Origin of the sequence: Longimicrobium terrae (genome assembly GCF_014202995.1) — a bacterium.
In the GTDB taxonomy this organism is placed as follows: domain Bacteria; phylum Gemmatimonadota; class Gemmatimonadetes; order Longimicrobiales; family Longimicrobiaceae; genus Longimicrobium; species Longimicrobium terrae.
In genome coordinates this window covers 38,874-61,806 of record NZ_JACHIA010000020.1, presented here as the reverse complement: position 1 = coordinate 61,806, position 22,933 = coordinate 38,874, and the positions used below count along the sequence as shown (strand labels likewise).

Sequence of the window (22,933 nt, the reverse complement as noted above, 5' to 3'; positions counted from 1 at the left end):
GCCTAGAATACGCGGCTTGTGTCTGATCCGTCAACCGGGGTTTCCCGGGCCTGGGTAGAGGTGGACGAAGGCGCCCTGCGCCGAAACCTCCGGCGCGTCCGCGACGCGGCCGGAGCTTCGGCGCTGGTGCCCATGCTCAAGGCCAACGCCTACGGGCTGGGGATGGGCCCCGTCCTGGAGATGGTGCGCCGCGAGACGTCCTCCGACGAACTGTGGGCCATCGGCGTCGCCGCCGTCGCGGAAGGCGAGGAACTGCGCCGCCTGGGATGGGAGGGCCGCGTCGTCGTCTTCAGCCCCGCGCCTCCGGGCGAGTTCGATCGCGCCGCGCGCGCCGGGCTTACCCTGGCCCTTTCGGACCTCGGCGCGGTGCAGCGCTGGGCGGACGCGGCGCGCGGCGCGGGACGGCTGCTGGCGTTCCACACGGAGATCGATACGGGGATGGGCCGCGCCGGCTTTGCCGCGGCGGACGCCGCCGAGTGGGGCCCCCGGGTGGCCCGCGCGGCGGCGGACCTTTTGGAGTGGGAGGGGTGTTTCACGCACTTCCACTCCGCGGACGAGCCCGCGCCGGAGCCTACGGACGAGCAGCAGCGCCTGTTTCTGCGCGCGCTCGGCGAGCTTCCCCCCGGCCCCGCGCGGCGGGTGGTCCACAGCGCCAACAGCGCGGCGGCGGTGCGGCGGGCCGGTTTTGGCGGCGACGTCGTACGCCCGGGGATCTTTCTGTACGGCGGATCCGCGGGTCCCGGTGCGGTGCCGGAGGCGGTCGCCTCGCTGCGGGCGCGGATCGCGCTGGTGCGCGAGGTGGAGCCGGGGACGACGTGCGGATACGGCGCCACCTACACGGCGCGCCGCCGCGAGCGGTGGGGCACGCTGGCCATCGGCTACGGCGACGGGCTGCCGCGGGGACTGTCGCCCGCGGGCGGCGAGGCGCTGGTGCGGGGCCGCCGGGTGCCCATGATCGGCCGCATCTCCATGGACGTGACGGTGGTGGACCTCACCGACCTGCCGGAAGCGGTGGAGGCGGGCGAGGTGGCCACGCTGATCGGCCGGGACGGCGGCGAGACGATCAAGGTGGACGAGGTGGCCTCCCGGGTGGGGACCATCGCCTACGAAGTCCTGACGGGGCTGGGGACCCGGCTTCCCCGGGTGTACCTGCCCCCGGACGGAACGCGAAACCCCTGATTCGCGTAGCACACGCATTCTGGAACGGCGCGTCGGCGGCCTGGGCCGGCTTCATCGGCCCGCGGCCGCCGCGCTTTTGAGGGCCTCCGCGCCCAAACGCATGACCCCCTGAGACGGATGCAACGCCGTATTCTGCTGTCCGGCCTGTTCGCCGCGTTCGCCGCGGCGGCGGCCTGTTCCGACGACACGCCCACGCTTTCGGGCGACGACCAGTTCCCTCCGGGCACCACGCCGGTGACGCGCGAGGTGCTCATTCCGGCCTCGCAGTTCCTGCGGGTGCTGGGCTCGTATGATGGCTACACCGACGCGTCGGACGCGCCGTTCGTGGAAGTGGCCGAAAACTACGAGGGGCTGTACGCGCACGCCCTGACCCGCTTCCGCGGCTTTCCCACCAACGTGACGTACCGCGCCGCGGGGGGAACGCGGACCGACACCACGTTCAGCTACCGCCCCAGCAGCCTGGTGGCGCGCATCGACACGCTGGCCTCCACCACCGGCCGGCTGACGCTGTCGGTGTACGCGGCCACGCAGTCGTGGGACCCGGGCTCCACCACGTGGGAGAACGCGGCCGACACGTCGGGCGTGCGCACGCCGTGGACGCAGGCCGGCGGCACGCGCGGAACGCTGCTGGCGCAGGCCGTCCGCACGCCGGGCGGCGCCGACTCGCTCGTCTTTACGCTGTCGCCCGACGCGGTGAGGGCACTGTCCGATTCGCTGTCGCCGGGCGTCATCATCACCGCGCAGGAGGCGGGGGTGCGCGTGCGCCTCATCAGCCTGCTGCTGCGCGCCTCGGTGAAGCCGGACAGCGCGGCCAACGCCGACACCACCATCGTCACCACGGTGAATTCCGCGCCCAAGGCGGGGATCTTTACCCCCGGGCAGCCCGCCGCGCCGCAGGGCACCATCGCCATCGGCGGCATCGCGTCTGCCCGCACGCTGGTGGAGCTGAACCCGCGCCAGCAGGTGCCCGCGTGCGCCTCAGGAAGCTGCGGAACGGTGCCGCTGTCGCAGGTGGAGCTGAACAGCGTGGCGCTGCTGCTGCGCCCCGTTTCCGTGCCCAACGGATTCGCCCCGCTGGGCTTCGTGACGTATTCCATGCGCCGCGTGAGCGAGCCGGAACTGGGCCGCTTCGCGCCGCTGGGCGCGGTGGTGAGTGAGCAGGGGGCGGAGCGCTTCCGCGGCGGCGATTCGCTGGCCGTGGTGTCGTTCACCACCCTCACCTTCGCCAGTTCGCGCAACCCCGATCTGCCCATCACCTTTGCGCTGGTGGCCGAGGGCGCCGGAAACTCGCCCGCCACCTTCGGGGTGGGCTTCTTCCGGGCCGACCCGATGCTGCGCGTCGTGTACACGCTTCCTGCCCGCCGAGTGCTTCCATGAGCCGCTTTTTCCGGGGGGGCGCGGCCGTGCTGGCCGCCGCGCTTTCCGCCGCGCCCGCGAGTGCGCAGTCGCTGCTTTCTTCCGCCGGGCTGGGATACCTGATGGACCCCATCGACGCCCGCGCCCGCGCCCTGGGGTACACGGGGCTGGGGCTGCCGGACCCGGCGCTGTCGATGATCAACGTGGCCGAGGCCGCCGGAATGCCGGCCGCCGGCCTTTCCATCACCCTGCAGACGGACGTGCTGAACGCGTCCACCGAGGGTGAGGCGGAAAGCCTGGACTTCAACACCACGCGCTTTCCCTCCATCCAGGCCGCCTTTCCCGCCGGATCGCGGGCGGTGGTGACGGTGGGGTACGGCGCGGTGCTGGACCAGAACTGGGCCGCCACCCGCAGCGACAGCGTGTTTCTGGCCGGCGCCAACCGCTTCGCCGAGGACACGTACCTGTCCCGCGGCGCCCTTTCGCGCTTTCGCGCGGGGCTGGCGTACCACGTGCGGCCGCGGCTGGACGTGGGCGTGGGCGTGGACCTGTACACCGGCGCGGTGCGCGACAGCGTGACGCGCAACTTTCCCGACGCGGTGGGGGTGCTGTTTCCCAGCGCGACCGGGACGGACTACGAGTGGCAGGGGATCGGGTTCACGGCGGGGGCGCGCTACAACGCCCCGGCGTTCACCCTTTCCGCCGCGGTCACCGGCGGGGGCGACCTGACGGCGGAGCCCAAGGACTCGGTGGTTTCGCAGCGCGGCTACGCGCTTCCGCTCACCTTTGACGGCGGCGGCAGCGCGCAGATCTCGCAGACCACGCGTCTGGCGGCTTCGGTGCGCTGGTCCGGATGGTCCGCGGCGGGCGACGACTTCGCCACGGCGGACCAGACGCGCGACGTGGTGCAGGCGGGCGGCGGCATCGAGTTCAGCGGGCTGCGCTTTCTGAACCGGCCGCTTCCGCTGCGGCTGGGCGGGCGCTGGACGCAGCTTCCCTTCCGCTACACCAGCGGCGAGTTCGCCGACGAGCGCGCGATCACCGCGGGGATGGGCGTGGTGATTGGCGGCGGTGCGGCGACGGTGAACGTGTCGGGCGAGCGGGGAATGCGCGGGGGAGACTCGATCGGGCTGGACGAGTCGTTCTGGCGCGTGGCCTTTTCGCTGTCGCTGCTGGGTCGGTGAGCACGGCGGCCGCGCCGCTGCTGCTGGTCGTCGACGACGAACCGGCGAACGTGGAAGTCCTGCGCGACCTGCTGGAAGCGCTGGACTACCGCACGCTGGGCGCCGGAAGCGGGACGGCGGCGCTGGCCGCCGTCCGCGAACGGCGGCCGGACCTGGTTCTGCTGGACGTGATGATGCCGGGGATGAACGGCTTCGAGGTGTGCCGCGCGCTCAAGGCGGACCCCGAGACGGCCGGCATCCCCGTCGTGTTTATCACCGCTCTCTCCGCCGCGGACGACCGCGTCCGCGGGATCGACGCGGGGGGCGACGACTTCCTCACCAAGCCGTTCAGCCGCCCCGTGCTGGTGGCGCGCATCCGCGCGCTCCTGCGGCTGAAGGCGGCGCAGGACGAGCTTGCGGAATCCTACCGCCGCCTGCGCCAGGTGGAGGCGCTCAAGGACGACCTGGCCCGCATGGTGGTGCACGACCTCAAGGGGCCGCTCACCGGGATCATGGCGGGGCTGGAGATGGTGGTGGACGGCGATGCCGGCCCGCTGACCGAGCCCCAGCGCCGCCTGCTGGACGACGCGCGCGACCAGGGCACGGACCTGCTGCGGCTGGTGGACAACCTGCTGGACGTGGCGCGGCTGGACGATCCCGGCGTGCTGCCGCAGGTGCGCCATGTGGACGCGGCGCGGCTGCTGCGCGAGGTGGCGGCGGGATGGCAGGTGCGCGCCGAGCGCGACCGCGCCCGCATCACCGTGGACGCGCCTGCCGGCGTGGCGATGCGCGCGGACGAGGGAATGGTCCGCCGCGTGGTGGCCAACCTGGTGGGCAACGCGCTGAGGCACGGCGGCCCGGGGGTGCAGGTGCGCATCTCCGCCGTCCGCTCCCAGGACCCGGAAGGCGTGCAGGTGACGGTGGCGGACAGCGGCCCCGGCATCGCCGAAACGGACCAGGAACTGATCTTTCGCAAGTACGGGCAGGCGGCGGAGGCCGATTCCGCCGCGCCGTCCTCCGTGGCGGGATCGGGGCTGGGGCTCACCTTCTGCAAGCTGGCGGTGGAAGCGCACGGCGGCCGCATCTGGGTGCAGAGCCGCCCCGGCGCGGGCGCGAGGTTCCACTTCGTGCTGCCGGAACGAGCGAAAGAAAGTGCGTGAGTGCGGGGTGCGTTAGTGCGTGAGTGCGGGGCATCGGTGTGGCGGACGGCATCGGCCCGCTTCGGCGGGATCCGCCTGACGCACTGCGGCACGGTCCCGCGCCATCGCTCGCACTCACGCACTCCACGCACCCAGCACTCACGCACTTCCCCTCTGGCCGGGAACATGCGTGCCCGCGGACCGAAACCTTTCCCGCGGGGCAGGTTATCAGGTGTCAGCCATGCGCGGCCGGATTCCGGTGCGCGCCCTCCCGCAAGGGATTTTGACCTCAGGCAGGACTCGGGGGTTTGATGAAGCTGAAGCGTACCGTCGTCGCACCCGCGCTGGTGGCAGGCGTCGCCCTGGTTTCGGGCGGCTGGCTGCTGCAGCACGGCGTGCAGAGCGACCAGTCGGTGTTTGCCCAGGCGCGGCTCTTTGACGAGGTGATGAACTACGTCGAAAACCGCTACGTGGAGCCGCAGTCCTCGGCGGACCTGTACGACAAGGCCATCAAGGGGCTGCTGCAGGAGCTGGGCGATCCGCACACGACGTTCATGTCCGCGGACGAGTACGCGCAGCTGCACCTGCAGACCAGCGGCGAGTACGGCGGCCTGGGCATTCAGATCTCCTCCCGCGACGGCTGGGTGACGGCCGTGGGCGTGCTGCCGGAGACGCCGGCGGAGCGCGCCGGAGTGCGCGTGGGCGACCGGTTCGTGGAGATCGGCGGCAAGAGCGCCCAGGGGTGGACGGACGACCAGGCCGTAAAGGAACTGCGCGGTCCGCGCGGGACCCCAGTCACCATCCGCATGCAGCGGGTGGGGGTGGACCAGCCCATCAGCTTTACGCTGACGCGCGAGCAGATTCACGTGCGCTCCGTTCCGTACGCGTACATGCTGTCGCCGGGCATCGGCTACGCCAGCCTGGTGATGTTCAGCGAAACGAGCACCGAGGAACTGCGCGGCGCGATCGAGAAGCTGCGCGGCGAGGGAATGCGCTCGCTGGTGCTGGACCTGCGCGGCAACCCGGGCGGGCTGCTGGACCAGGGCATCGGCGTGGCCGACCTGTTCCTGAAGCCCAACCAGCCGGTGGTGGAAACCCGCGCCCGCGACCCGCGCGAAAGCGAGACGTTCCGCGCCCGCACGGAAGAGTCGTATGACGGGCTGACGGTGGCGGTGCTGGTGGACGCGTACAGCGCCAGCGCCGCGGAGATCGTGGCCGGCGCGCTGCAGGACCACGACCGCGCAGTGGTGCTGGGCACCACCTCGTATGGCAAGGGCTCGGTGCAGTCGCTGTTTCCGCTCTCGGGCGGCAACTTCCTGAAGATGACGACGGCCAAGTGGTACACCCCGGCCGGGCGCAGCATTCAGCGCGACCACTCCGCGCAGGCGGAGGATGACGAAGCCGCGGATACGGACAGCGCCGCGGTGGGCGCGGATGGCAACCCGGTGACCACCGACAGCACGCGCCGCGTGCCGTACCGCACGGACAGCGGCCGCACCGTGTACGGCGGCGGCGGCATCGTGCCGGACATGGTGGTGCGGCAGGACACCGCGAACGCGGCGGAAAAGGAGTTCATCCGCATCGCGTCGCGCAACGCGGCCAAGTACCAGGACGCGCTGTTCGGCTACTCGGTGGCGTACGAGCGGGCGCACCCGGAACTGCGGCAGGACTTCGCGGTGACGCCGGAGATGCGGCGCGCGTTCTACGACCGGCTGCAGGCGGCCGGGGTGACGATGACCTGGGAAACGTTCCAGGGCGCCCAGCGCTTTACCGACGCGCAGCTTACGGGCGAGATCGCGCGCAGCAAGTTCGGCCCGTCGGTGGCCGCGGTGCGCGACGACGCCACGGACCGGGTGCTGCAGGAGGCCATTCGCCTCCTGCGCGCGGCGCCCAACCAGGCCGCGCTGCTGCGGGCCGTGCAGCAGGCCCAGCCCGTGACCGCCGCCCGCGGCCGGTAACCCGGGCCGGGCGGCCGCGACCGCAGCGTTCGCCCGCGCGGCGGGCGAAACCGCAGTGGAGGAGGGGCGCACGCGCGTCCTTCCTCCGCTTGTTTTCCCCCCGGCGCGGCCGGGAACACGCTCGATTTCACAGGCGGCGCGTCGTACGGCGCGGCCGCGTGACCCCCAACCGACGGAAACCCGTCTGCCGATGTCTGACCTGGAAAGCGTGGTGGAGGTGACGCGCGGGGCGGTGCTGGAAAGCCGCCATCGTGTGCACGTGGCCGTGGTGGACGCCGAGGGCGCGCTGCGCGCCTCGTCCGGCGACCCCGACATGGTGACGTTCTGGCGTAGCGCGGCCAAGCCGCTGCAGGCGCTTCCCGTGGTGGAGGACGGCGCGTTCGACCGCTTCGGCATCACGCCGCGGGAGCTGGCGGTGATCTGCGGGTCGCACTCGGGCACGGCGGCACACGTAAAGACGGTGGAGGGCCTGCTGGAAAAGCTGGGGCTCACCGCCGACGCGCTGGCCTGCGGTCCCCACGACCCGTTCGATTCCGAGACGCGGCGCACGCTGGAAGAGGACGGAATGGAGCCGGGGCGGCTGCACAACAACTGCTCCGGCAAGCACGCGGGAATGATGGCGGTCGCCCGGGCGCGCGGGTGGGAAACGGACGGCTACCACCGCGTGGAGCACCCCGTGCAGGCGCGCCTGCTGACAGAAATCGCCAGATGGGTGCGGATGCCTTCCGAGGCGATCGGGCTGGGCGTGGACGGATGCGGCGTCGTGTGCTACGCGCTGCCGCTGCGGCAGATGGCGCAGGCGTATGCCTCGCTGGCGTCCGCGGCGCGCGCGGGGGAGCGCGGGCCGGCGACCGTCGTCGACGCGATGGGCGCGCACCCGGACATGGTGGCGGGCGAGGGGCGCATCTGCACCGCGATCTCGCGGGTGACGGAGGGGCGCCTGTTTGCCAAGGTGGGCGCGGAGGGCGTGTACTGCGTCGGCAGCCCGGGGGCGGAGCTGGGGATCGCCATCAAGGTGGAGGACGGCTCCACGCGCGCCGTGGCGCCGGCGATCGCGGGCGTGCTGCGGGAGATGGACCTGATCAGCGAAGACGACTTCGGCGCGCTGCACCGCCACGTGTTCCGCGAAATCAGCAACACGCGCGGCGAGGTGACGGGCGAGGTCCGCCCGTCCATCCACCTGCGCGCGGCGGATGCCTGAGGCCCGCCGCGCGCTGCTGCGCGTAGCCGCGGCGCTGGCCACGCGCGATGCCGCCCGGGTTCGCGCGGCGCTGGAGAGCGCGCATGGCGTGGCGGAGGGGAACCATGTGGACGAGGTGCTGCTGCAGTCGCACCTGTTCGTGGGCTTTCCCGACGCGCTGAACGCGCTCGCTGTCTGGCGCGAGGTGTCCGGCTCCCAGGCGCCGGCGGCGCTCGGGGAAGATCCTCGGGTCTGGGAGGCGCGCGGCGAGCAGGTGTGCGAGACCGTGTACGGCGGGAACTACCAGAAGCTGCGCGAGAACGTGCGCGGTCTGCACCCGGAGTTTGACGGGTGGATGGTGAACGGCGGATACGGCCGCGTGCTCGGCCGGCCAGGGCTGGACCTGCGCACCCGCGAACTGTGCATCGCCGCGCTGCTGGCGGTGTGGAACGCGCCGCGGCAGCTGCACTCGCACCTGCGCGGCTCGCTGAACGCCGGGGCTTCCGTGGCCGAGGTGGACGAGGCGGTGGAGATCGCCTGCGCGGAGATGTCCGCCGGGCGTGCGGACGAGGTCCGCGCACTCTGGGCCGGGATCCGCGACCGGGCGCGGTAGCGGGAGAGTGCGCGTCGGGGCACGCGGGGGCGCAGCTTCCGACGGCGCTGTGATGGCGTGAAGAGGTGCGTGACCCGCGACGAAATCTGCATCCGGGGTGAGTTCCCCTGAGGACGGGGCGGAGGGAGACTCGCGCGGCGGAAGCTGATCGTCCGCGCGGGAGCCGGGGCGCGAGGCTCCCGGAGCGGGCGGGGAGACCCCGCAGGCGCGGTGCACGGATGTGGCGGGATCGGGCAGGGGCGTGACGCGCCGAGGAGGCTCGCCGCCCCCGCGGAGGAGACGGATGGGGCAACAGCAGTACCGTTGCCCCGGCCGGCTCCGCAGCGGTCCCCCGCACGATCCCTGCATCCGCTATCTTGATGGATCGATAACGCTTATCAAACGCGCCCCGGAGCAGCCGCTCCCCGCGCGAGACACACGTATCAGGATGTGAGGCCAGCCGGTGTTTCTGGATTACGCTGAAATCAATGTAAAGGCCGGCGACGGGGGCGGTGGCGCCTCGTCCATGCGGCGCGAATCGATGACTCCGCGCGGCGGACCCGACGGCGGCGACGGTGGCCGCGGCGCCGACGTGGTGCTGCGCGCCGACAAGCAGCTGAACACGCTGCTGGACTACCGCTATCGCCAGAACTACAAGGCGGAGCCGGGGCAGAAGGGAACCGCCGTAAACTGCACCGGGCGCAGCGGCGACCACCTGTACCTGCGCGTTCCGCCCGGCACGGTGATCCGCGACCTGGAAACGGGCGAGATCCTGGGCGACCTGCTCAACGACGGCGAGGAAATGATCGTCGCGCGTGGCGGAAAAGGCGGGTGGGGGAACGCGCGCTTCGCCACGGCCACCAACCAGGCCCCGCGCCGCGCGGACCCGGGCGAGCCCGGCGAAGAGCGCCGCCTGGCGCTGGAGCTGAAGCTGATCGCCGACGTTGGGCTTGTCGGCGAGCCCAACGCGGGAAAGAGCACGCTGCTGGCCTCCGTCTCGGCCGCGACGCCCAAGGTGGCGGACTATCCCTTCACGACGCTGACGCCCAACCTGGGCGTGGTGCAGCTGTCGGGGAACCGCTCGTTCGTGATGGCCGACATTCCCGGCATCATCGAGGGCGCGCACGAGGGCAAGGGGCTGGGACACCAGTTCCTGCGCCACATCGAGCGGACGCGCACGCTGGCCATCATGATTCCCGGCGACGCGCTGGAGCCGCAGGAAGAGTATGACCGTCTGCGGCGGGAACTGCAGGAGTACTCGGAAGAGCTGGGGACCAAGCACCACTGCGTCATCTTCACCAAGGCGGACCTGCTGCCGCCCGACTGGCCGGAGCCCCGGGTGAACGCGCCGGACGCGTGGGGGCAGTTCGTGATCTCCTCCGTGGCGCAGCGCGGGCTGGATCCGCTGCTGGAGGCGCTGTGGACGCGTGCCGCACAGGTGGCGGAAGCCGAGCGGCAGCTGGACGAAGGCGACCCGGAGCCCTGGCGCCCCTGACCGCTCCGACAGGGACACAGGTGGTATTTGTTGTCCCGAGAGGGGTGTGAATGTCTCGCGGCCGGCTGGCCGGAGTGTTAGCTTTGGCGCGGTGATGATCCGCGCCGGGCGCACCCGGCCGCCGGCCGTTCCGCGTTCCCACCCTGCCCATGGCCCTGGATTCCGCCGCGCTGGAAGAACATCTGCGCCTCGCCATCGTCCCCGGCATCGGGCCCAGCCGCGTGGCCGCGCTGCTGGCGCGCTTCGGCTCGGTGGCGCGGGTGCTGGGCGCGTCCACGCGGGAGCTGGGCGGCGTGCCGGGGATCGGGCCGGAGTTCGCGCGGCGCGTGGCGACGGCGGCCACCCCCGCGGGCCGGGCGCGCGCCCGTGAGGCCCTGCGCGCGCTGGCGGACATGGGCGCCGTGGCGCTCACCCCGCACGACCGCCTTTATCCAGACGCGTTCCGCCGCCTGCCGGACCCGCCGTTCGTCCTCTACGCCGCGGGGCGGCTGGAGCAGCTGGGGCTTCCCGCCGTGGGGGTCGTGGGCACGCGCGCACCCACGGAGTACGGGTGCGGGGCGGCGCACCGGCTCGCGTTCGACCTGGCGCGGGCGGGGTATGCGATCGTGAGCGGAATGGCGCGCGGCATCGACGCGGTGGCGCACGCGGCGGCGCTTCAGGCGGGCGGGCCCACGGTGGGCGTGCTGGGGCACGGCATCGATCGCGTGTATCCGCCGGAAAACCGCGCCCTGTTCTCGCGCGTCATCAGGCACGGCCTGCTGATTACCGAACTGGCGCCGGGCGAGGAGCCGCTGGCCGGCAACTTTCCCCGCCGCAACCGGCTGATCGCGGCGCTGTCCGCGGGCGTGCTGGTGGTGGAGATGGGCGAAAGGAGCGGCGCGCGGCACACGGTGGAGTTCGCGCTGGAACTGGGGCGCGACGTGTTCGCCGTGCCGGGGCCCATCGGCTCGGCCGCGAGCGCGGGGACGAACCAGCTGCTCAAGGAGGGCGCCCGGCTCGTCACCAGCGCCCGCGACATCCTGGAGGAACTGCACGGGGTGGGGAACGCGCCGGAGCCCGCCGAGCCGATACCGTCCGCTCCGCCCGCCGCCGTCGCCCCGCCGCCGGATCTGCCGCCGGACGAGGCCCGCGTGTTTGCCGCGCTGGCGCCCGAGGCGCGCCACGTGGATGAGGTGGCGATCGCCGCCGGGCTCGGCACGCCAGGGACGCTCTCCGCGCTGCTCGCGCTGGAACTGCGGGACTTGGCGGAGTCGCTTCCCGGCAAGCAGTTCCGCCTGCGATGAACCCGGTTCGGCGCCGCCGCCGGGGGTGATGCCGGTCCGCCGCCTCGTCCCGGGCCATCGTTCCGTCGCGCGTGTCGCTTCCGGCCGCGGGATCGCTCGTTCCGGACCCGCTGATCGCGTCCATCTCGCCTCACCTCGATTCCCGGGAGCTCCGTGCGCCTTTCAGCAAAGCTCACGTCGGTCATGCGGGTGCTGGTGCCGCTGCTCGCCTTGCTTACGGTGTTGCCGCTGTTCGCCGGTCGTGAGGCGGGGCGGGAGATGGATCGGCTTGAAGCCGGCCTGATGCAGCGGTTTCCGGGTGGGGAGGCCCATGCGGAGCTGAACGGCTATGAACTGAAAATCACCTTTCTGAACCATCCGCTCGCCCGCACGAAGGCGCAGCAGGCCGACATCGCGAACCGGGTGTCGAGTTACCTGGCCCGGGAGCATGCGCGCATTGAATGGTTGCGGTCCATCACCGTCCGGTTCGGCACGGAGGCGCGGCCGGCGGCGCTCAACTTCGTGCGCTTCGGGCCGACATACACGCTCGACCCGCACATGATCTGGCCGCGGAGGTTTGATCCCGGGGAATCGGATTCCGTCGGCGGACCAGCCTGAGCCAAATCCGTGGCTACCGTCGCCAGGCGCGGGAGTCCGCTCGGGCCGCACGGCGGGCGTGGCTGGAGTCGTACGCGTGGGATGGGAACGGATGGTCGCTTCCGGGGTCGTGAGGGCATCCACAAATCCCGTCCCTGACGTTCGTGCCGTGTCTGATCCGCAGTCCATTCGCTCCACCGGCCGCCCGCGGTCGCTGTACATCCACGTTCCGTTCTGCACGCGGCGCTGCTCGTACTGCGACTTCGCGGTGCAGGCCACGCGCGAGGCACCCACGGCGGAGTGGCTGGACGCGGTGAGCACGGAACTGCGGATGCTGGCGGAGGAGAACGGGTGGGACGCGCCGCTGCGGCTGGACACGGTTTACGTGGGCGGGGGCACGCCGTCGCTGCTGGGGCCGGACGCCATGGCCGCGCTGCGCGACCGCATCGCTCCCTGGGCACTGTGGGACGAGGACGCGGAGTGGACGTGCGAGGCCAATCCCGAAAGCTTCACGGCGGATGTGGCGCGCGGGTGGCGGCAATCGGGAGTGAACCGCATCTCGCTGGGGGCGCAGACCTTTCACGAGCCGACGCTCAAGTGGATGGGGCGCCTGCACGGGCCGGACGGTCCGGAGCGCGCGTTCGGCGCGGCGCGCGGGGCGGGGTTCGACAACGTGAGCGTGGACCTGATCTTTGGTGTGCCCGCGCGGCTGGGGCGCGACTGGGGCGACGATCTGGTGCGCGCGCTGCTGCTGGAGCCGGAGCACGTGTCGCTGTACGGGCTGACGGCGGAGGCCGCCGCGCCGCTGGGCCGCTGGGTGGGCGAGGGGCGCGAGACGCTGGCGGACGACGACCGCTACGCCGACGAGTACCTGCTGGCGCACGACACGCTGACCGGCGCGGGGTTCGAGCACTACGAGGTGAGCAACTTCGGGCTGCCAGGACGCCGGTCGCGCCACAACTTCGTGTACTGGACGGGCGAGCCGTACGCGGCGCTCGGCCCCGGCGCGCACGGCTACCAGCCGCCTCTGCGCCGGTGGAACGTCCGCTCGTGGGATGAGTATCGCGACCGCCTCCTTGCCGGCCGGTCTCCGACAGAGGATACGGAGACGGTGGACGAGGAGACGGCCGGACTGGAGCGCGCGTGGCTGCGGCTGCGCACGGACGCCGGCTGGCCGATGGACGAGGCCGGGCCCGCGGCGCGACGCCTGGCGGACCAGTGGATCGGCGGCGGGCTGGCGGCGGAGCGCGACGGCCGCGTGCGGCTGACGGAGCGCGGCTGGCTGCTGCTGGACGACTTGGCCGTGCGGATGGCGACGGCGGCGGAAGCGGACGCGCCGGCGCTGCAGCTTTGACAGGAATCCGTCGACCCACCGGCGCGCGTGGCGCACTCCGCGCCGGAACGGCGGACGCGCCGCGCACCGCGATTTGCACTCCGCTTCGCCGCGCGGGCGGACGGAACACGGCATCCCACGCGCGCATCCCCGGCAAGTGCAAGCGGGGGCGCGGGTTGACGCCCCTGCCGCACGGGGGCAGATTGAACGGGTTTTTGCAGGTACTTCTTGGGCGCTCAGGCCGCGGATGAATACGGGAGAACCTCTCAACGAGCGCGAGCACCAGATCCTCGAGGCGGTGATCCGCACCTACGTGGAAACGGCCGAACCGGCCGGCAGCCGAAGCGTGGCTCGCCGGTTCGATCTCGGCATTTCCGCGGCGACGGTGCGCAACACCATGAGCGACCTCGAGGACAAGGGCTACCTGTATCATCCGCACACCTCCGCCGGGCGCGTCCCCACCGACATCGCCTACCGGCTGTACGTGGACAGCCTGATGCAGCGGCCGCCGCTTTCCGCCGCGGAGCGCACCTCGCTGCGCCATGAACTGTCGCAGGGCGGCGACGGAGCCGCGGTGGAGCGGCTGCTTCGCCGCGCCGCGCAGGTGCTGGGGCTGCTGACGCAGGAACTGGGGATCGCGGTGGCGCCGCGGCTGGAAGAAGCCACGCTGGAGCGGCTGGACCTGATCCCCATCAGCGAGGCCAAGGTGCTGCTGGTGATGTCGCTGCGCGCGGCCGGCGTACGCACGGTCTTTGTCGACGTTCCCGCCGCCATCCCGCCCAGCACGCTGGCGGCCGTGGCGCTGGTGCTGAACGAACGGCTGGCGGGCAGCACGCTGCGCGAGATTCGCCTGACGCTCCCGGACCGCCTGCGCGACTCCGTGCCCGCCGACCGCCCGGGCGCCGAACTGCTGAACGTCTTTCTGCAGTCCGCCGACGAGTGGTTCGCCCCCGCGGCGCAGACGGACGACCTGCACCTGGGAAGCGCGTCGGTGCTGGCGGAGCAGCCGGAGTTCAACAGCGGCGAGCGGCTGCGCTCCCTCATCACCCTCACGGAACGCCGCGACCTGCTCAAGAGCGCGGTCGTGGGCCGCGGGGCGGGCGAGGGGCTGTGCGTGACCATCGGCGTGGAGCACCAGGACCCGGCGCTGAGCGGGTTCACGCTGGTGACGTCGGAGTACCACGCGGCCGGCCTCAAGGGCGTCATCGGCGTCATCGGGCCCACGCGCATGCCGTACGAACGCGTGATCGCCCTGGTGGAGACGACGTCGTCCATGGTGTCGGATCTGTTGATGTAGGACGGCGGACGCTCATCCACCGCGCGCCGGGACGACCGGGCGCGGATGGGCGTCCGGTGGCGGGAACAGAAGTACTCGAATCGATAACACGCGCGTCACCGCACACCGGTGTCGCGCTTCCCGATTGCAGGCAGGAACGGTCATGAGCACCACGGTAAGAGACTACTACGAAGTTCTCGGGGTGGAAAAGACGGCCGACGGCGAAACGATCAAGAAGGCGTATCGCAAGCTGGCCATGCAGTACCACCCCGACCGCAACGCGGGCGACGCCGGGGCCGAAGAAAAGTTCAAGGAGTGCACGGAGGCGTACGAGGTGCTGCGCGACTCCGACAAGCGCTCTCTGTACGACCGTTTCGGCCACGCGGGTGTCAAGCGCGGCGGGGCGGGCGGCGGCGGGCAGGCCGGCGGCTTCGGCGGCGGGTTCGGGTTCGAGGACGCGCTCAACATCTTCATGCGCGACTTCGGCGGCTTCGAGGACATGTTCGGGCAGCGGCGCGGCGGCCGCGGGGGTGGGGCGCAGAAGGGCAAGGATCTGCAGGTGCGCGTGCCCATCACCCTCACGGAAGTCGCCACGGGCGTCAAGAAGACCATCCGCATCCGCACGCTGGACCCCTGCGACACCTGCAAGGGCAACGGCACGCCCGACGAGGGTGGCGTGCAGACCTGCGGCACCTGCCAGGGCGCCGGCCAGGTGCGCACGGTGCAGCGCAGCGTGTTCGGCCAGTTCATGAGCGCGTCCGTCTGCCCCACCTGCCACGGCGAGGGCAAGACGATCAAGAACCCGTGCAAGACCTGCCACGGCGACGGGCGCCAGCGCGGCGAAACGACGGTGGAGGTGGAGATCCCCGCCGGTGTGAGCAGCGACAACTACCTGACGCTGCGCGGCAAGGGCAACGTGGGCCCGCGCAACGGCCCGCGCGGCGACGTGCTGGCGGTGATCGAGGTGGAGGACGACGCGCGGTTCCAGCGCGAGGGCAGCGACCTGATCTTTGACCTGCCGCTGAGCTTTACGCAGGCCGCGCTGGGGCGGGAAGTGGACGTTCCCACGGTCTATGGGGATGAGAAGCTGCGCATTGCCGCCGGGACGCAGAGCGGGGAAGTGATGACGCTGCGCGGCAAGGGTCTGCCGCACCTGGGCGGCGGCGGGCGCGGCGACCAGTACGTGCGCATTCACGTGTGGACGCCCACGGAGCTGTCGGCCGAGCAGGAGGAGCTGTTCCGCAGGTTGTCGGAACTGGAGGGCCCGGTTCCCGGAAGCCGCCGCGGCGGGGGCAAGAAGTTCTGGGATCGCGTGAAGGACGCGTTCGCCGCGTGACGGGACCTGATCGCTGGCTCGTGGTGACGGTCCGCGTGGCGGACCCCGAGCTGCTGCCGCTGGCGGCGGACGTGCTGGGGCCGCACGGCGGCGGTGCCGTGCTGGAGGCGGAGGGCGGCGTGGTCGCCTACGTCGTGCCTCCCGCGGATGCGGACGCCTTTGCCGACGCGCTGCGGGCGGAACTGGCGGACGAGCTTCCGGATTCCGCGGCACCGGAGGTATCGTGGCGCTGGCAGGAGAACGAGGACTGGGCGCTCAAGTGGAAGCAGGGGCTGGGGCCGCGGCAGGTGACGGAGCGGCTCGTCGTAAAGCCCACGTGGACGGAGTGGGAGGCGCGCCCCGGGCAGATCGTGATCGACATCGATCCGCAGATGGCATTCGGCACGGGGGAGCACGCCACTACGCGCGGGTGCCTGCGGCTGCTGGATGATGCGCTGCGACCCGGCGACCGCGTGGTGGACATCGGCTCGGGGAGCGCGATCCTGGCGATCGCGGCGGCGCGGCTGGGCGCGGGCGAGGTGATCGCGGTGGAGTACGATCCGGACGCGAACATCAACGCGCGCGAGAACCTGGAGATGAACGGCGGCGAGTCCATCCGCATCATCGAGGCGATGGCGGATCCGGTCCTGCTCCAGGAGCTTGGGCAGTTCGACCTGATCCTGGCGAACATCCTGAGCGGGGTGATCCGCCCGCTGCTGCCGGCGTTCCGCGCGGCGCTGGGCGGTTCGGCGGATGGACGGCTGATCGTGAGCGGCATTCTGCGCACGGAGTCGCCGGACGTCATCCGCGACGCGGTCGCCGCCGGGTTCCGCGTGGAGCGGATCGACGCGGAAGAAGAGTGGTGGAGCGCGCTGCTGCTCACCGTCGCCTGACGCGTTTTCTCGTCTGACGATAGAGAGGCGGGCCGCCCGATGTGGGCGGCCCGCCTCTTTTCGTCCTCGATCCGTTGACGGGGCGAGGCGATGGATCACGGAGTGCAGCAGCTGCCGTAGATCGTCGGCCGCGTCACGCAGACGTTTCCGGTGATTACATTCGCGCCGCAGACGTCGTGCGAGCTCTCCGTCTCGAAGGACACGACGTCGATCCGGGTGAGGTCCAGTTTGGACTTGCGCATTCCTGGCTCCTTGAAGTGAGGACTGGGAATGCAGTATTCTAATCCAGACGATTTGTGTCCGGAAGGGTTTTGTCGTTGAGGGGCGGATCGCGACGCTCGCCGCGTGCGTTCAGGTCGTCTTGTACAGGTACCAGCCGGGCGCGATCTGCTCCACGTAGATGAAGGGCCCCGGCGTCATTGCCGGCACGCGGCAGCCGGAAGGGGCGTACAGGTAGCCCACGGAGTTGTCCATCATCCCGCCGATGTGGAACAGCAGGCAGCCGGGCGCGTTGCGGTCGCGGGTTGCCATGTCCAGATCCAGCGCGCGGAGATCGTCTCGAACCCGCAGTTGATCCGCGGGTGGCGGCGGCGAACCCTGCTCGTACGAATCCGCCTGGACCGGGGAGGAGTCCGCCAGCGCCATCGTGTGCTGCACCAGCGCGTTGAAGCCGGCCCGGTTCGCGAGGAAGTGCGCCCTGAGCACGGAGTCGGACGCGGTCGCCAGACGCATTGCCCGGAGCGTTCGCCGGGACTGCTCGTCAGGGTCGGGTCTGGCGGCGAGCGAATCGGCCATCTCATAAAAGAGCGGCGGCAGCCACAGCATGCGGTACGCAACCAGCTGCCACCCGTCGCCTTGGTTGTTCAGGAACAGATATGCGTCCTGAACGGAGGTGGCGTCGCCCAGGGTGACCGCGAACACCGCCTCGTGCGTGTCCTGGCGGATGGGGCGGATCGTGACGCGCGCATCCGCAGGACGCTGGCTGCCTGGCGAGGGTTGATTTGCGTACGGCGCGAGCTCACCACCGATGTAGCGGGCCTGTCCGGGCCACGGCTCGCGGCCGTAGAAGCGCTCCACGATCCACGCGGGCGAGCCCTCCGGCGTCTGCGCCGGCTGCTCTCCGCACCCGCAGAGCAGCACGACGGAAAGGACGAGCGCGCTCCCGCGGCGCCGGATCAGAGTGGAGAGCGCCATGATCACCGCCCCGTAAACTCCGCGGCGCGCTTCTCCAGGAACGCGGCGACGCCTTCGCGCTTGTCGTCGCTGGCGAAGCAGGTGACGAACAGCTCCGTCTCGTACTGCAGGCCCGCGGCGAGCGGCATCTCCGCGGCGGCGCGCACGGCGGACTTGGCCATCCGCAGCGCCACGGGCGACTTGGCCGCCATCCCCCGCGCAAACTCCAACGTCCGCTCGCGAAGGTCGGCGGCGGGATGAACGACGTCGGCGAGGCCGATGCGCAGCGCCTCCGCCGCATCGATCAGCTCGCCAGACAGCACGAGGCGCATCGCCTGGCCCATGCCCACCACGCGCGGCAGGCGCTGCGTGCCGCCGCCGCCGGGAATGATCCCCAGGTTGATTTCCGGCTGCCCGAACCGCGCCGAATCCGCCGCGATGCGCACATCGCATCCCAGCGCCAGCTCGCACCCGCCGCCCAGGCAGAAGCCGTTGATCATGGCGATCACCGGCTTGGGATACGCCGCGATTTCGTCGAACACGCGGCGGCCGGTCATCACCGCGCGCTGTTCGAGAGGCGTGCGGTCCGCGAACTCGGCGATGTCCGCGCCGGCGACAAAGGCCTTGTCGCCCGCGCCGGTAATCACCAGAACGCGCACGGAGTCGTCGTCGCGCAGATCGTCGAGCGCGGCGATCAGGTCGGCGCGCACCTGACCGCTGAGCGCATTGCGCTTCTCCGGCCGGTTGATGGTGAGGATGGCGACCGCGCCATCCCGATCCACCAGCAGCGTCTCGTACGTGCTCACCGGCCCTCCTGCGTCCAGTCGTAGAAACCCTGGCCGCTCTTCTTGCCCAGCTTGCCCTCCGCCACCATCGACCGCAGCAGCTCCGGCGCGCGGTACTGGTCGCCGCCCAGTTCGCCGTGCAGGTAGTCGGCGATTCCCAGCCGCACGTCCAGGCCCACGAGGTCCGTGAGCTTGAGCGGGCCCATGGGATGGTTGTAGCCCAGCTCCATCGCCTTGTCGATGTCCTGCGGCGACGCCACGCCCTGCTCCACCATCCGCATCGCCTCCAGTCCCAGGATCACGCCCAGCCGCGACGAGGCGAACCCCGGCGTGTCCGTCACCACGATGGGCTCCTTGCCGATGCGCCGCGCGAACTCCAGCCCCGCATCCACCGTCTCCGCCGAGGTTTCGCGCCCGCGCACGACCTCCAGCAGCTTCATGATGTGGACGGGATTGAAGAAGTGCAGCCCGATCACGCGGTCCGGCCGCGCCGTGGCCGCGGCGATGCGGCTTACGCTGAGCGACGAGGTGTTTGTCGCCAGGATGGCGTGCGGCGGGGCGGAGCGGTCCAGCTGGCTGAAGATGGACGTCTTGATCTCCATCCGCTCCGGCACCGCCTCGATCACCAGATCGGCGTCGGACGCGGCCTCGTCCACGTGCGCCACGTCGCGCAGGTTGGCGAGGGCGGTGTCGCGCGCGTCGGCGGTCACCTTTCCGCGCTCCACGCCCTTGTCCAGGTTGCCGCGGATGGTGCTGAGCGCGCGCTTGACCGCTTCCGGCTGCGGGTCGTGCAGCGTGACGTGATAGCCGGCCATCGCGCACACCTGGGCGATGCCGTTGCCCATGGTGCCCGCGCCCAGGACGAGGACGGTCTGGATGGATGATTCAGGCAAGAGTCGGCTTCCGACGATGGGTGTCGTGCAGCAGGGAAGCCGTTGATATACGCGGGCCGCGGGCGGCGCCGCAAGCGCGGGGGACGGATGGCGGGGAGCCGCCCGTCCCCGCGCCGGGGTTGGCTCAGGCGCGTTCGCGCTCGCGGTTGCGCACCGCGACGCCGATGGCTTCGCACACGGTGGGAAAGAAGCGCATGCCGAACGGGTGCGAGGCAAAGGGGCGCGGCGCGGCGGCGGGCTCGGCCCCTCCGCCCGTCTGCTTGCCGGAGCCGTCACGGAGGATGGTGGCCAGGTCCTCCACCGTACGCGCGCCGCAGTCCACGCGGTGCTGCGTTTCGCGGATGTGCACCCGTCCGGTTCCCGCCACGGCCGCCGTGGTGTCGACCTCCAGCGAATCGGCGCGCACCCACACCACGCGGCGGTTGCCTTCCGTCACGATGCGCGACGTGTCGACGGACGAAAAGGTGGCGGTCGCGCGGCCGATGGTCATCCACGGCGGGGCGGCGCGCGGCGGCATGGGCGAACGGCTTCCGCCACCGCACGCGGCTAGCGCGGCGGCGGACAGGACGATGACAAGGTTGCGCAGCTTCACGAAGTTAGCAGGCATATGTGGGAACTGTGAGCGATGTTCTCTGTTGATCAACCCGACGCGCCGCCCGCAAAGGGCGACTGAAATCGCGGCAACAACGGCGCGAAGTCCGCCTTCGCGGACTGTGGCGGCGGCTTTGGTGAGGCTCGATCAGCCCCGGCGCGTCCGCCATTCCAGGAGCGATTGAAATCGCCGCTGGAACAGCACGAAGTCCGCCTTCGCGGACTGTGGCCGCCGCTCCCGTTTGCCTCGCCATCATCCGCGCGCCCGCCTCCAGAGCGAATGATCCGCCGCTGCTTCGGCGGGTCGTGGACGGTAGCGAGCCGAAGAATCTGCCCGCCGCGAGCGCCGGGGCCCGCGTCTGAGCCGTATCACCTGCCGCGCGTTCCCGCCGCAATGCTTCGCTCAGGACAGGTCGGGCGCATGACGCCGAGCGACGGCTCTGCTTATTGATCCGGCGGCGGCGCCGCGGCCGAAGCGCGGTGGAGAAGCGGGTGCAGTCCGCGCAGGCGGACTTCGTGCCTTTCCAGCGGCGAATTCATTCGCTCCTGGAAGGGAGGATGCGCGATTGCTCGTCGAACCTCACCAAAGCAGCGGATGCAGTCCGCGCAGGCGGACTTTGCGCCGTTGTTGCCGCGACTTCAGTCGCCCCAGCCTCGGAGCCTCTGAGCCCGGAGCCCGACTCCAAAGCTTCGGATTCTCGAAGGGATCGCCGATCGGGATGAACGTTACGCGCCGCGGAAGACGGCGGTGCGCTTTTCGTTGAACGCGGTGATGCCTTCCTTGGCATCCGCGGAGCGGAAGCAGGCCATCTGCCGCTCGCGTTCGGCGTTCAGCATGGCGTCCAGATCGGAATCCAGCGATGTAGCGAGTGACTGCTTGGCCAGGCGCAGCGCCATCGGCGGCTTGGCGGCGAGTTCGGCGGCCAGCCGCTGCACCTCGTCATCGAACGACTCCGCGGGGACCACGCGCTCGAACAGGCCGATGTGGCCGGCTTCTTCCGCGTCCACCATCCGCCCCGTCATTACCAGTTCCGCCGCGCGGCCGGGGCCGACCAGGCGGGGCAGGGAATAGGTCGCGCCCCAGTCCGGGTGCAGGCCGATGCGGTTGAACGTCAGACCAATGGATGCGCGCGATGACGCGATCCGGAAGTCGCACGCCAGCGCCAGCGCCGCGCCCGCGCCCGCCGCCGGCCCGTTGACCGCGGCGATCACCGGTTGCTCCACGGAGCGCAGGCGGCGGATGACGCGCATCCCCGACTGCACCAGCCGCGCAAACGTGGTGTCGTCGCCGCGGCCCAGCAGGTCGCTCATGACCTCCACGTCCGCGCCCGTGCCGAAGCCGCGCCCCGCGCCCGTGATCACGATCACCCGCACGTCGGGGGACGAAGCCGCGGCGTCGATGGCGTCGTGCAGGCGGTCGCGCATGTCGCCGGCGAACGCATTCAGCCGGTCGGGGCGGTTCAGCGTGATCCGCGCGACGCCGTCGGCGACGCTCGACAGGACGGAATCCGCCATCTCCGTCACGCTCACGAGTCCGCCCGCTCCACGATCATCGCGATCCCCTGGCCCACGCCGATGCACATGGAGGCCAGCCCGTAGCGCACGTTCTGCCGCCGCATCTCGTGTACGAGCGTGGTGAGGATGCGCGCGCCGCTGCTCCCCAGCGGGTGCCCGACCGCGACCGCGCCACCGGACACGTTCACGATTTCCGGATCGATTCCCAGCTCGCGGACGCAGGCGACGGACTGCGCCGCGAACGCCTCGTTCAACTCCACGAGTTGGATCTGGTCGATGGACATCCCCGCCAGCGCCAGCGCCTTGCGGACGGCCGGCACCGGGCCGACTCCCATCCGCTGCGGCTCCACGCCCGCCACCGCGCTCGCGACGATGCGCGCCATCGGCCGCAGCCCCAGCCGTTCCGCGGAGGCGCCGGACGCCACCAGCAGCGCCGACGCGCCGTCGTTCAGCCCGGACGCATTTCCCGCCGTCACCGTGCCGCCCTCGCGGCGGAACGCGGGTTTGAGGCCGGTGAGCGACTCCAGCGTCGTGTCGGCGCGGGGATGCTCGTCCGTCTCCACCAGTTTGGGCGGACCCTTGCGCTGCGGCACGGGGACGGGAACGATCTCGCCCGCGAAGTGGCCGCTGGCAATGGCCTGCGCCGCGCGCTGCTGGCTGCGGAGGGCGAAGGCGTCCTGGTCGTCGCGGCTCACGTGGAACTCCTCCGCCACGATCTCCGCCGTCTCGCCGAGCGACACCGTCCACTCCGGCGGCATCCTGGGATTCACGAACCGCCATCCCAGGAGCGAATCCGCCATCTCGGGCACGCCGCGCGCGAACCCTTCCTGCGGCTTGAGCATCACCCAGGGCGCGCGCGTCATGCTTTCCACGCCGCCGGCGATGAACGTTTCGCCCTCACCCGCGCGGATGGCGTGCATGGCGCTGCGGACCGCTTCCAGCCCCGATCCGCACAGGCGGTTCACCGTCTGCCCGGCGACCGTGACGGGCATGCCGGCCAGGAGCGCGGCCATGCGGCCCACGTTGCGGTTGTCTTCGCCGGCCTGGTTGGCGCACCCGAAGATCACGTCGTCCACCAGGGACGGGTCGATGCCGGTGCGCTCCACCAGCGCCCGCACGACGTGGGCGGCGAGGTCGTCGGGCCGCACGGAGGCCAGCGAGCCGTTGTAGCGCCCCACCGGCGTGCGGCAGGCGTCGAGGATGAAAGCGTCGGTCATGAGAAGAGAAAGGAAGTGCTC

21 protein-coding genes are annotated in these 22,933 nt (G+C 71.3%); 14 read left to right on the top strand and 7 right to left on the bottom strand.

Features of this window, described 5'->3' with window-relative positions; translation table 11 throughout:
• Positions 1-18: 18 nt before the first annotated feature.
• The 14 genes from alr to HNQ61_RS22755 all read left to right on the top strand — a co-directional run bounded on the left by alr (position 19) and on the right by HNQ61_RS22755 (position 16,738).
• The gene (gene alr, locus HNQ61_RS22820) at positions 19-1,179 is read left to right on the top strand and encodes an alanine racemase (RefSeq protein WP_170040089.1); all 1,161 of its coding nucleotides are present in this window, start codon (positions 19-21) and stop codon (positions 1,177-1,179) included.
• Positions 1,180-1,296: 117 nt separating this feature from the next.
• Positions 1,297-2,556 carry a hypothetical protein gene (locus HNQ61_RS22815; RefSeq protein ID WP_170040087.1) on the top strand — a complete coding sequence of 420 codons (1,260 nt, stop codon included), beginning with the start codon at positions 1,297-1,299 and terminating at the stop codon, positions 2,554-2,556.
• Positions 2,553-3,719 (top strand): hypothetical protein, encoded by a 1,167-nt coding sequence (locus HNQ61_RS22810; RefSeq protein ID WP_170040085.1) that lies wholly within the window; start codon positions 2,553-2,555, stop codon positions 3,717-3,719. Before HNQ61_RS22815 ends, HNQ61_RS22810 begins: the two co-directional genes overlap by 4 nt.
• On the top strand, positions 3,716-4,858 hold the full coding sequence (locus tag HNQ61_RS22805; RefSeq protein ID WP_170040083.1) for a response regulator: 1,143 nt from the start codon (positions 3,716-3,718) through the stop codon (positions 4,856-4,858). The genes HNQ61_RS22810 and HNQ61_RS22805 overlap by 4 nt, the downstream gene beginning before the upstream one ends.
• 290 nt (positions 4,859-5,148) lie before the next feature.
• Positions 5,149-6,795 (top strand): S41 family peptidase, encoded by a 1,647-nt coding sequence (locus tag HNQ61_RS22800; RefSeq protein ID WP_170040081.1) that lies wholly within the window; start codon positions 5,149-5,151, stop codon positions 6,793-6,795.
• A gap of 190 nt (positions 6,796-6,985) precedes the next feature.
• Positions 6,986-7,996: an asparaginase gene (locus HNQ61_RS22795; protein WP_170040079.1), complete on the top strand. Its 1,011-nt coding sequence runs from the start codon at positions 6,986-6,988 to the stop codon at positions 7,994-7,996.
• Positions 7,989-8,588: a carboxymuconolactone decarboxylase family protein gene (locus HNQ61_RS22790; RefSeq protein ID WP_170040077.1), complete on the top strand. Its 600-nt coding sequence runs from the start codon at positions 7,989-7,991 to the stop codon at positions 8,586-8,588. Before HNQ61_RS22795 ends, HNQ61_RS22790 begins: the two co-directional genes overlap by 8 nt.
• Positions 8,589-9,030: 442 nt before the next feature.
• Positions 9,031-10,062: a GTPase ObgE gene (gene obgE / locus HNQ61_RS22785; RefSeq protein WP_170040075.1), complete on the top strand. Its 1,032-nt coding sequence runs from the start codon at positions 9,031-9,033 to the stop codon at positions 10,060-10,062.
• Positions 10,063-10,211: 149 nt separating this feature from the next.
• On the top strand, positions 10,212-11,345 hold the full coding sequence (gene dprA / locus HNQ61_RS22780) for a DNA-processing protein DprA (RefSeq protein ID WP_170040073.1): 1,134 nt from the start codon (positions 10,212-10,214) through the stop codon (positions 11,343-11,345).
• Positions 11,346-11,498: 153 nt separating this feature from the next.
• Complete coding sequence (locus HNQ61_RS22775; protein ID WP_170040071.1) at positions 11,499-11,942, top strand: hypothetical protein; 444 nt, start codon at positions 11,499-11,501, stop codon at positions 11,940-11,942.
• 148 nt (positions 11,943-12,090) lie between these two features.
• Positions 12,091-13,275 (top strand): radical SAM family heme chaperone HemW, encoded by a 1,185-nt coding sequence (hemW, locus tag HNQ61_RS22770; RefSeq protein WP_170040069.1) that lies wholly within the window; start codon positions 12,091-12,093, stop codon positions 13,273-13,275.
• A gap of 226 nt (positions 13,276-13,501) precedes the next feature.
• Positions 13,502-14,551: a heat-inducible transcriptional repressor HrcA gene (gene hrcA / locus HNQ61_RS22765; RefSeq protein WP_170040059.1), complete on the top strand. Its 1,050-nt coding sequence runs from the start codon at positions 13,502-13,504 to the stop codon at positions 14,549-14,551.
• Between the two features lie 142 nt (positions 14,552-14,693).
• A complete protein-coding gene (gene dnaJ, locus HNQ61_RS22760; RefSeq protein WP_170040057.1) occupies positions 14,694-15,866 on the top strand; it encodes a molecular chaperone DnaJ in 1,173 nt (390 codons plus the stop codon).
• Entirely contained in the window at positions 15,863-16,738 is an 876-nt protein-coding gene (locus HNQ61_RS22755) for a 50S ribosomal protein L11 methyltransferase (RefSeq protein WP_170040055.1), read from the top strand. The genes dnaJ and HNQ61_RS22755 overlap by 4 nt, the downstream gene beginning before the upstream one ends.
• Before the next feature lie 95 nt (positions 16,739-16,833).
• Here the strand turns inward: HNQ61_RS22755 and HNQ61_RS22750 are convergent, their stop codons facing one another.
• From HNQ61_RS22750 to HNQ61_RS22720, 7 genes are all read right to left on the bottom strand, one after another.
• Positions 16,834-16,980, bottom strand: coding sequence for a hypothetical protein (locus HNQ61_RS22750; RefSeq protein WP_170040053.1), 147 nt, complete (start codon positions 16,978-16,980; stop codon positions 16,834-16,836).
• 109 nt (positions 16,981-17,089) lie between these two features.
• A complete protein-coding gene (locus tag HNQ61_RS22745) occupies positions 17,090-17,932 on the bottom strand; it encodes a hypothetical protein (RefSeq protein WP_170040043.1) in 843 nt (280 codons plus the stop codon).
• 2 nt (positions 17,933-17,934) lie between these two features.
• Positions 17,935-18,717, bottom strand: coding sequence for an enoyl-CoA hydratase-related protein (locus tag HNQ61_RS22740; protein WP_205762235.1), 783 nt, complete (start codon positions 18,715-18,717; stop codon positions 17,935-17,937).
• Positions 18,714-19,589, bottom strand: coding sequence for a 3-hydroxyacyl-CoA dehydrogenase family protein (locus HNQ61_RS22735; RefSeq protein ID WP_205762233.1), 876 nt, complete (start codon positions 19,587-19,589; stop codon positions 18,714-18,716). Before HNQ61_RS22735 ends, HNQ61_RS22740 begins: the two co-directional genes overlap by 4 nt.
• Positions 19,590-19,713: 124 nt before the next feature.
• A complete protein-coding gene (locus HNQ61_RS22730; RefSeq protein ID WP_170040042.1) occupies positions 19,714-20,196 on the bottom strand; it encodes a hypothetical protein in 483 nt (160 codons plus the stop codon).
• 710 nt (positions 20,197-20,906) lie between these two features.
• Positions 20,907-21,695 carry an enoyl-CoA hydratase/isomerase family protein gene (locus HNQ61_RS22725; protein ID WP_170040040.1) on the bottom strand — a complete coding sequence of 263 codons (789 nt, stop codon included), beginning with the start codon at positions 21,693-21,695 and terminating at the stop codon, positions 20,907-20,909.
• Positions 21,696-21,706: 11 nt separating this feature from the next.
• Entirely contained in the window at positions 21,707-22,912 is a 1,206-nt protein-coding gene (locus tag HNQ61_RS22720) for a thiolase family protein (protein WP_170040038.1), read from the bottom strand.
• Positions 22,913-22,933 lie beyond the last annotated feature (21 nt).

Coding starts and splice junctions, on each gene's coding strand:
- HNQ61_RS22730 (WP_170040042.1), bottom strand. CDS start 20,196: ATGCCTGCTAACTTCGTGAAGCTGCGCAACCTTGTCATCGTCCTGTCC.
- HNQ61_RS22720 (WP_170040038.1), bottom strand. CDS start 22,912: ATGACCGACGCTTTCATCCTCGACGCCTGCCGCACGCCGGTGGGGCGC.
- HNQ61_RS22810 (WP_170040085.1), top strand. CDS start 2,553: ATGAGCCGCTTTTTCCGGGGGGGCGCGGCCGTGCTGGCCGCCGCGCTT.
- HNQ61_RS22790 (WP_170040077.1), top strand. CDS start 7,989: ATGCCTGAGGCCCGCCGCGCGCTGCTGCGCGTAGCCGCGGCGCTGGCC.
- HNQ61_RS22815 (WP_170040087.1), top strand. CDS start 1,297: ATGCAACGCCGTATTCTGCTGTCCGGCCTGTTCGCCGCGTTCGCCGCG.
- HNQ61_RS22750 (WP_170040053.1), bottom strand. CDS start 16,980: ATGCGCAAGTCCAAACTGGACCTCACCCGGATCGACGTCGTGTCCTTC.
- HNQ61_RS22800 (WP_170040081.1), top strand. CDS start 5,149: ATGAAGCTGAAGCGTACCGTCGTCGCACCCGCGCTGGTGGCAGGCGTC.
- HNQ61_RS22795 (WP_170040079.1), top strand. CDS start 6,986: ATGTCTGACCTGGAAAGCGTGGTGGAGGTGACGCGCGGGGCGGTGCTG.
- HNQ61_RS22725 (WP_170040040.1), bottom strand. CDS start 21,695: ATGGCGGATTCCGTCCTGTCGAGCGTCGCCGACGGCGTCGCGCGGATC.
- HNQ61_RS22745 (WP_170040043.1), bottom strand. CDS start 17,932: ATGGCGCTCTCCACTCTGATCCGGCGCCGCGGGAGCGCGCTCGTCCTT.
- dprA (WP_170040073.1), top strand. CDS start 10,212: ATGGCCCTGGATTCCGCCGCGCTGGAAGAACATCTGCGCCTCGCCATC.
- hrcA (WP_170040059.1), top strand. CDS start 13,502: ATGAATACGGGAGAACCTCTCAACGAGCGCGAGCACCAGATCCTCGAG.
- dnaJ (WP_170040057.1), top strand. CDS start 14,694: ATGAGCACCACGGTAAGAGACTACTACGAAGTTCTCGGGGTGGAAAAG.